The organism is Blautia sp. HA3515 (assembly GCF_059933065.1).
In genome coordinates this window covers 1-7823 of the sequence record NZ_JAYFUY010000150.1, presented here as the reverse complement: position 1 = coordinate 7823, position 7823 = coordinate 1, and the positions used below count along the sequence as shown (strand labels likewise).

Here is a 7823-nt window from a genome sequence, read left to right as displayed (position 1 = left end):
GTCGGTGATTGGTGCTGTGGCTTTGGAAGGCACCAGACTTTTAGCAAAAGATAAAAAGACAATGCTGGAGATGCGCTTTTCCCAAGGATTTATCCAGGATATGTTATCTGCCAGGGAGAGATACGGTGTCCAGGATTTAACAGAAAATGGTGTTGTGTGGAAAATGGCAGAGGCAGCAGGGGCAGCTGTGATCTATCCTATGGGTGAAGGCGGATTTTTAAGCGGCCTCTGGAAAGTGGCAGAGGTATCCGGCACAGGGCTTGTGGCAGATTTCAGGAAGGTTCCCGTCCGTCAGGAAACTGTGGAATTATGTGAGGTACTGGACCTGAATCTTTACAGGCTGCGCTCTGATGGCGCCTTTCTGGCAGGTATCCCATCAGGAGAGGGACTGGTGAGAAAATGTCAGGCGGCTGGACTGCCTGCTGCGGTGATCGGACAGGCCAATGCAGGAAATGACCGCCTGTTGTACAGCGGTGAGAATTTCCGTTATCTTGACCGTCCGGCAGAAGATGAAATATACAAAATGATTCCCCGGCCAGCATTGTGAAATGCCAGACTGGGGCTTTTTAAATAACAGGAGGATCCTATTATGGCTTTAAATATTGTATTACATGAGCCGGAAATACCGGCAAATACTGGAAATATCGGCCGCACCTGTGTGGCAACAGGTACCAGGCTGCACCTGATCGAGCCTCTTGGCTTTCATTTAAATGAAAAGGCTATTAAGCGTGCAGGGATGGATTACTGGAAAGATCTGGATGTGACCACTTATCTGAATTATGAAGACTTCCTGAAAAGAAATCCAGGAGCAAAGATTTATTATGCTACTACCAAGGCACCACAGACATATACAGATGTGTCTTATGAAGAGGATTGCTATATTATGTTCGGAAAAGAAAGCGCAGGGATTCCGGAAGATATCCTGGTGGATCATCAGGACACCTGTGTAAGGATCCCGATGATCGGGGATATCCGTTCCCTGAACCTAAGCAATTCTGTGGCAATCGTGCTTTATGAGGCATTACGTCAGCATGATTTTTCACATATGAACCTGCAGGGACATTTAAGAAATTACGAATGGAAATAGGCCGTCAGGCCTTTTCCAGAGTAAAGATAAACTCTGTTCCAATGCCCTCTGTACTGACCACATCAATATTCTGGTCATGGGCATTGATGATCTCTTTTACAATGGAGAGGCCAAGTCCGGTACCTTTCCTGTCTTTTCCACGGGAAACATCTGTTTTGTAAAAACGGTCCCAGATCCTGGAAAGGCTGTTCTTGGGGATCCCACAGCCGTGATCTTTTACGGAAATAAACACACGGTCATTCTTTTCTGTGGTCTCTACTTCAATGGAGGATTCATCATCACTGAATTTTACTGCATTGTCCAGAAGATTGTATAGTACCTGCTGGATCTGTTCCATATCTGCATTGACAAATAATTCTGTACCTGAAAGGATCAATTCCAATCGGATCCGGTGTCTGGTACATTCTCCCTCAAAAGCCTCCGCTGCTGTTTTGATGGTCTGATTGATATCGAAATTCTGCTTATGCATGATCCGCTTCTGCACATCCAGATCATTCAGGGTAAGCAGGCTGCGTGTAAGCTTCTCCAGCCGGTTGGCTTCAAAAGAAATGATATTTAAGTATTTCCCCTGCATTTCAACAGGGATGGTCCCGTCCAGCATAGCTTCCACATAACCTTTGATCGATGTAAGAGGAGAGCGGAAATCGTGGGAGATGTTGGCAATAAAATGTCTCTGGTATTCCCCATTCCGATTCAGCTTTTCTGCCATATAATTCAGCATATTGGCAAGATACCCCATTTCGTCATCAGAGGTAACACGGAATTTTGTAAGAGAGATTTCCTCCTGCAAATTCAGTAGTACCACGAATGATCTGGGATAAAGGCCTTTGCACATGCCAGTGGTAAAGCAGTATTAAAAGCAAGGTGGTCAGGTAAATACACAGAAAAAGGATCTGCATGATCTTAAGAAGCCCGCTGCGGCTCTGATAAAGGAAACGCATCTGATAATGGATGGCCACATAGCCTTTTGTAGCCATATCAGCTGTGATGGGAGCGATCACGCTCAGCCTTGGGGAAGAGAAAAAACCATAAAAATCCCCTACCTGATAATAGCTTCCGCCCCAGGCTGTAGGATCAAAGGATTCTACAGGAACCGGGGATGCAGAGGCTGTTTTATTATCGGTGCTTACGATGATCTCATTCTGATTGTTCAGGATCCAGATTTCCGTATCCTGGGCTATGGCTATAGATGTCAGGCTTTCCTGTATGGTATCCAGATTGTAACTGGAAATATTGTGGGTCACTGTTTCGTTGGAGGCAATGGAAACTGCCTCCTGGTAAAAGGACTCACTTAAGGAATGCTCCAGATGCCCTTCAATGAGACGGGAACCGATGCCTGTTACCAGCAGAAAACCGATAACGCCAATCAGGATGTAACAGAAGATAAATTTCCTGGACAGAGAAGCTTTCATTCGCTTTTTACCTCAAATTTGTATCCGATTCCCCATACAGTTGCGATGGACCAGCTAGGGTGATCCTTGATCTTTTCGCGGAGACGCTTGATGTGTACATCTACAGTACGAGTATCACCAATATATTCATAGCCCCAGATATGGTCAAGAAGCTGTTCCCTGGTAAAAACCTGATTTGGGGAGGATGCCAGGAAGTAAAGCAGTTCCAGTTCCTTGGGCGGCATATCCACCTGACGTCCCATATAAGTAACAGAATAATTGGTAAGGTTTACTGTAAGGTCAGGATAGCTTACACTTTTCTCGTTGGAAGGAACGGCAGGAGATTTTACATTAAATCTGCGGAGTACTGCACGGATCCTGGCTACCAGTTCCTTGGAATCAAAGGGCTTGATCACATAATCATCTGCACCAAGCTCAAGGCCAAGGACCTTGTCAAAGGTCTCTCCTTTTGCAGACAACATGATAATGGGAACATCCGATACATGACGGATCTCCCGGCATACCTGATAGCCGTCAATCCCAGGCAGCATCAGATCCAGCAGGATCAGATTGGGGTGGAAAGCCTGGAATTCCTTTAAAGCCTGCTCTCCGTCATTAACGATCTTTGCCTCGAAGCATTCTTTTGTAAGATACAGGGCTACCAGCTCTGCAATATTGTTGTCATCATCTACGATCAGGATTTTCTGTTTGGATGCCATTTCATTTCTCCTTTCACTTCTTGAATTCAACAATAGTTACACCGGCATCTCCCTCGCCAAATTCACCCAGGCGATAGGAAGCAACCCGCTTATTGCGTCTCAGGTAATCGTGGACTCCCTTACGCAAAGCCCCGGTACCTTTTCCATGGACAACCCGTACTTGATTCAAGTGGGCAAGGTAAGCATCATCCAGATATTTATCCAGGATTGCAATGGCTTCGTCCACAGTTTTGCCAAGCAGATTGATCTCTGTGGAAACACTGGAGGACTTAGACATGCGGATCTTTCCTGCACCGGTTTTCTGAAGGGCAGAAGAGGAGATCACAGGCTCGTCTACCAGTTCCAGATCTGAAATATGAACCTTGGAACGGATGATCCCGGTCTGTACGAAAAGGAAGCCTTTGGAATCCGGACGGCTGCTGATGGTACCGGTCAGGTTCATGCTCAGGATCCGAACCATATCTCCCAGGGAAAGATCTTTGGCAGAAAGCTTTTTCTTCGGTTCCTTCGGCGCAGTCTTGATGGAAAGGGCATTGTCTGCTTTATTCATTCTTGCCCGGATATTCTGGCGTTCTTTTTCGACTGCTGCAGTATCCACATGGTCTTTCTGGAATTTATGGAAAAGCTTCATGGTCTGATCTGCATATTCCTTTGTTTCTGCCAGGATACGTCTGGCTTCTTCATTGGCATTTTTCAGTATCTTGTCCCTGCGCTCATCCAGTCTTTCCTGTTTTGTTTCTAATTGTTTTTTCAGTGCTTCGATCTGTTCTTTGTATGTCTCGATCTGTGCACGTTCGTTTTCAATGGTTACCCGGCTGTTTTCCAGGGAAGTAAGTACATCCTCAAAAGATTCGTCCTGCTCGCTGATCTGCTGTTTGGCTTTTTCAATGATAAAATCAGGCAGCCCAAGCTTGGAAGATATGGCAAACGCATTACTTTTGCCGGGAACACCGATCAATAGCCGATAGGTAGGGCGTAAGGTTTCTACATTAAATTCACAGCAGGCATTTTCTACACCAGGGGTACTTAAGGCATATACCTTCAGTTCACTGTAATGGGTGGTAGCCATGGTGCGGATCCCTTTCTCATGAAGATAAGAGAGAATGGAAATGGCAAGTGCAGCTCCCTCTGTAGGATCTGTACCTGCTCCAAGCTCATCAAAAAGCACCAGGGAATCACTGTCTGCTTCCTTCAGAAAAGAGACTACATTGGTCATATGGGAAGAAAAGGTACTTAACGACTGTTCAATACTCTGTTCATCCCCAATATCTGCATAGACCTGATGGAAAATAGAAAGCTGGGAACGATCCATGGCAGGGATATGAAGACCTGCCTGTCCCATCAGGGTAAGAAGTCCTGCAGTCTTCAGGGAAACAGTTTTACCACCTGTATTAGGGCCTGTCACTACCAGAAGATCAAAATCATCCCCAAGGCGCAGGTCAATAGGAACTGCCTTTTTGCGGGGGATGAGAGGATGTCGGGCTTGCTTCAGCCGGATCTTATGCTCTGTATTGAAAATGGGTTCAGTTCCATTCATATCCATGGCAAGGGACGCTCTGGCAAAAATGAAATCCAGTTGTACCATGATCTCCAGATCATCCCGGATCTGATCCGTATAGGCAGCAGTCTGGTTGCTTAACTCTGCAAGGACTGCTTCGATTTCTTTCTGTTCCTGAAGCTCCAGCTCCCGGATATCATTATTCAGCTTCACAATGGCCATAGGTTCAATAAAAAGGGTAGATCCTGTGGAGGACTGATCGTGGATCATTCCAGGAACCTGTCCCTTATACTCTGCCTTTACAGGAATACAATATCTGCCATTACGCATGGTGATCACTGCATCCTGCAGATAGTTTCTTGCACCTCCGTTGACCAGGGAAGTAAGCTGGGTGTGGATCCGGTCATTGGCGATCTTCATGCTGCGGCGTACCTTCAAAAGACCGGGGCTGGCACTATCACTGATCTCGTCCTCAGACAGGATACAACGGCGGATCTCTGTAGAAAGAGGGGTAAGAGGGGAAAGCTGTTCAAACATCTCATCCAGGGAATCTGCCGGATGGTCGCCTCGTTCATTCCTGGAGTAGGCTTTTACCCTGGAGGTGTTCTCCAAAAGGCTGCAGATAGACAGAAGCTCAATGATCCCAAGTGTACTGCCGATCTCCAAACGCTTCAGTGAACCACGCACATCCTTTACACTTCCAAAAGAGATGCTTCCTTTCTGGAAAAGGCGGGACAGTGCATCCCGTGTCTGAGCCTGCATAAGCTGTATCTGTGCAAGATCTACGGAAGGGAGCAGATCCCTGCAAAGCTCTTTTCCAAGGGAGGAGGAAGCCTTCTCTGTTAGCATCTGTATGATTTTATAATATTCAAGAGATTTTAATGCTTTTTCGTTCACGTAAATACATCCTTTATTTTTAAATTATTATATTTGGAAATTTCATAACTGTGAGGGTAATGAACAGTTACGAAAATCCTTATGGAACCCTGACTTTATTTTACATGATTTTATATCGGATGAAAAGGAAAATGTGAAAAAATATTCATGAAAAGTTCACACTTTCCTGATAAAATACATAAGTCTAAGTTTTGCAATGCACAGGAGAACAGCACATTATGGGAAAGGACATGAACATAAAGCCAGAAAATGAAGACTACCAGTTTATGAGAGAAACCATTAAGAAAAGACCTGCCGACCGCAGACGCTTGCTTAAAAAGGGTCTGATGCTGTTTATTGGCGGAGCCTTTTTCGGATTGTGTGCGGCAGGTGCTTTTATCTGGGCATTGCCTGAGTTTGCAGAGCGTTTTGCTGAAGAGAAGGGACTTGTTTCTGCTGTGAAGCTGACTCCTGCATCTTCAGATGAGCAGGCTGCATCAAATGAAATAAAGAGTACCATTTCAAATACAGATTATAATTCTAAGGATTTTTCTGCTGATCAGGCAGAAGGATCAGATTTTGTTCAGGATTCCGGCAGCCTTGAGAAAGACACAGATCCGCTGGTCAAATATCAGCAGATTTACCAAAGAGTTCTGGATGTGGCCAAGAAGCCCAGGAAGGCATTGGTGAGAGTGACAGGCACATCCGGACAATCTGATCTTCTGGATGCTTCCATTCTTCGCTATGAAGAGGGAGAGGGGATCATTTTTCTGGAAAGCAGTTCCTGTATTTATATATTGACGAACTGGGAGCCATCTGAGAAGACCAGCAGCCTGCAGGTTACATTTGCAGATTCCAGTACTGCCAGGGCTCATTTATGTCAGACAGATGATGCAACTGGTCTGTCTGTTATGTGGGTCCGCACATCTGAGCTTTCAGACAGCACCAAGAAGGCAATTTCAGTGGTTTCCTTTGCACAGTCCTTTGCATCGGAGCAGGCAGAACCTGTGATCGCTATTGGCAGTCCGTCCGGGGAGTTTGATGGAGTGCTTTATGGCATAGTTACTTCAACATCTGGAAGGTTTTCAGCGGCAGATGCAGAGTACCAGCTGATGACTACCAATATCCAGGGATGTATAAGCAGTAAGGGTGTATTGATAAATACAAAGGGTGAGATCGTAGGTGTGATCAAAAAGAATATCAGAGAGGATATGAATGTGATCCAGGCATTTTCCATTGCACAGCTTCGGTCCCGTATTGAGCAGATGACCAATAAGCAGGAACCCCGTTATCTTGGCATATACGGAGTAAGCATTCCAGAGGCAAAGGCAGCCAGCCTTGGTATTTCAAAGGGCATATATATAGAGAAAGTTGATAAGGATTCACCGGCTATGGCAGCCGGCATCCAGCGAGGGGATATTATTACTGCACTGGACGGCAGTCCGGTAAGTGATATGCAGGAATACAGTACATATCTTCAGAGCTGCGAAAACGGTTTGGAGATCAGTATGCAGATTTCCAGATACAGCGGGGACGGAGAACTGGGGGAAGTAGAACTTACCGTTAAGGTAAATGAAAAATAGGCCGGATCAATAGAGGCCTGGATCAGAGAGAGGCAGAACATGCGTTATATTAATGAGCTACATGAAGGCGACAGGGTAAATGGAATATATCTTTGCAAACAGAAACAGTCTGCAATGACTAAGAATGGAAAACCATACGAGAACCTGATCCTGCAGGATAAAACAGGTGTGATCGATGGGAAGATCTGGGATCCCAATTCCAACGGGATCGATGATTTTGATGGATTGGATTACATTGAGATCATCGGGGACGTGACCAGCTTCGCAGGAGCCATGCAGTTGAATATCAAGCGGGTACGCAGGGCGTTCCCTGAGGAATACGATCCGGCTGATTATCTTCCGGTAAGTGAGAACAGCACAGATGACATGTATCATCAGCTGGTAGCTATGATTGACAGTGTGAAGAATACATATCTGTCCGCGCTTCTTCATAAGCTGTTTGTGGAGGATAAAGAGTTTTTAAAGTCTTTTGAGGAGCATTCCGCTGCCAAGACAGTTCATCATGGATTTATTGGTGGCCTGATGGAGCATACTTTAAGTGTGACCAGGCTTTGTGATTATATGGCAGGAGCATATCCGGTGATAAAGAGAGATCTTCTGATCACGGCTGCATTGCTTCATGATGTAGGTAAGACCAGGGAGCTTTCTTCCTTTCCGCTGAATGATTAT

Annotated in this window: 8 protein-coding genes; 4 read left to right on the top strand and 4 right to left on the bottom strand. The window is 45.6% G+C overall.

Annotated elements, in window-relative coordinates:
- Both R1Y93_RS12160 and R1Y93_RS12155 read left to right on the top strand, forming a co-directional pair.
- Window positions 1-547 (top strand): AIR synthase-related protein (locus R1Y93_RS12160; protein ID WP_500823005.1); only part of this gene is annotated, 547 nt, incomplete at its 5' end.
- Window positions 548-586: 39 nt separating this feature from the next.
- The gene (locus R1Y93_RS12155) at window positions 587-1087 is read left to right on the top strand and encodes a tRNA (cytidine(34)-2'-O)-methyltransferase (RefSeq protein WP_158419998.1); all 501 of its coding nucleotides are present in this window, start codon (window positions 587-589) and stop codon (window positions 1085-1087) included.
- A 4-nt stretch (window positions 1088-1091) separates the two neighbouring features.
- Here R1Y93_RS12155 and R1Y93_RS12150 read toward each other — a convergent pair whose 3' ends face one another.
- The 4 genes from R1Y93_RS12150 to R1Y93_RS12135 are packed head-to-tail and all read right to left on the bottom strand — an operon-like array spanning window position 1092 to window position 5592.
- The gene (locus R1Y93_RS12150; RefSeq protein WP_500823004.1) at window positions 1092-1877 is read right to left on the bottom strand and encodes a sensor histidine kinase; all 786 of its coding nucleotides are present in this window, start codon (window positions 1875-1877) and stop codon (window positions 1092-1094) included.
- Window positions 1834-2499: a hypothetical protein gene (locus R1Y93_RS12145; RefSeq protein ID WP_500823003.1), complete on the bottom strand. Its 666-nt coding sequence runs from the start codon at window positions 2497-2499 to the stop codon at window positions 1834-1836. Before R1Y93_RS12145 ends, R1Y93_RS12150 begins: the two co-directional genes overlap by 44 nt.
- Window positions 2496-3197: a response regulator gene (locus R1Y93_RS12140; RefSeq protein WP_500823002.1), complete on the bottom strand. Its 702-nt coding sequence runs from the start codon at window positions 3195-3197 to the stop codon at window positions 2496-2498. Before R1Y93_RS12140 ends, R1Y93_RS12145 begins: the two co-directional genes overlap by 4 nt.
- A 13-nt stretch (window positions 3198-3210) precedes the next feature.
- The gene (locus tag R1Y93_RS12135) at window positions 3211-5592 is read right to left on the bottom strand and encodes an endonuclease MutS2 (protein WP_500823001.1); all 2382 of its coding nucleotides are present in this window, start codon (window positions 5590-5592) and stop codon (window positions 3211-3213) included.
- A 218-nt stretch (window positions 5593-5810) separates the two neighbouring features.
- Here R1Y93_RS12135 and R1Y93_RS12130 point away from each other — a divergent pair, with 218 nt between their 5' ends.
- Window positions 5811-7154, top strand: coding sequence for a S1C family serine protease (locus R1Y93_RS12130; RefSeq protein ID WP_500823000.1), 1344 nt, complete (start codon window positions 5811-5813; stop codon window positions 7152-7154).
- 39 nt (window positions 7155-7193) lie between these two features.
- Window positions 7194-7823: 3'-5' exoribonuclease YhaM family protein (locus R1Y93_RS12125; RefSeq protein ID WP_500822998.1), on the top strand; the 630-nt coding region annotated here is incomplete at its 3' end.

Excerpts from the sequence above, each read along its gene's own strand:
- R1Y93_RS12130 (WP_500823000.1), top strand. The coding sequence starts at position 5,811 with ATGGGAAAGGACATGAACATAAAGCCAGAAAATGAAGACTACCAGTTT.
- R1Y93_RS12145 (WP_500823003.1), bottom strand. The coding sequence starts at position 2,499 with ATGAAAGCTTCTCTGTCCAGGAAATTTATCTTCTGTTACATCCTGATT.
- R1Y93_RS12140 (WP_500823002.1), bottom strand. The coding sequence starts at position 3,197 with ATGGCATCCAAACAGAAAATCCTGATCGTAGATGATGACAACAATATT.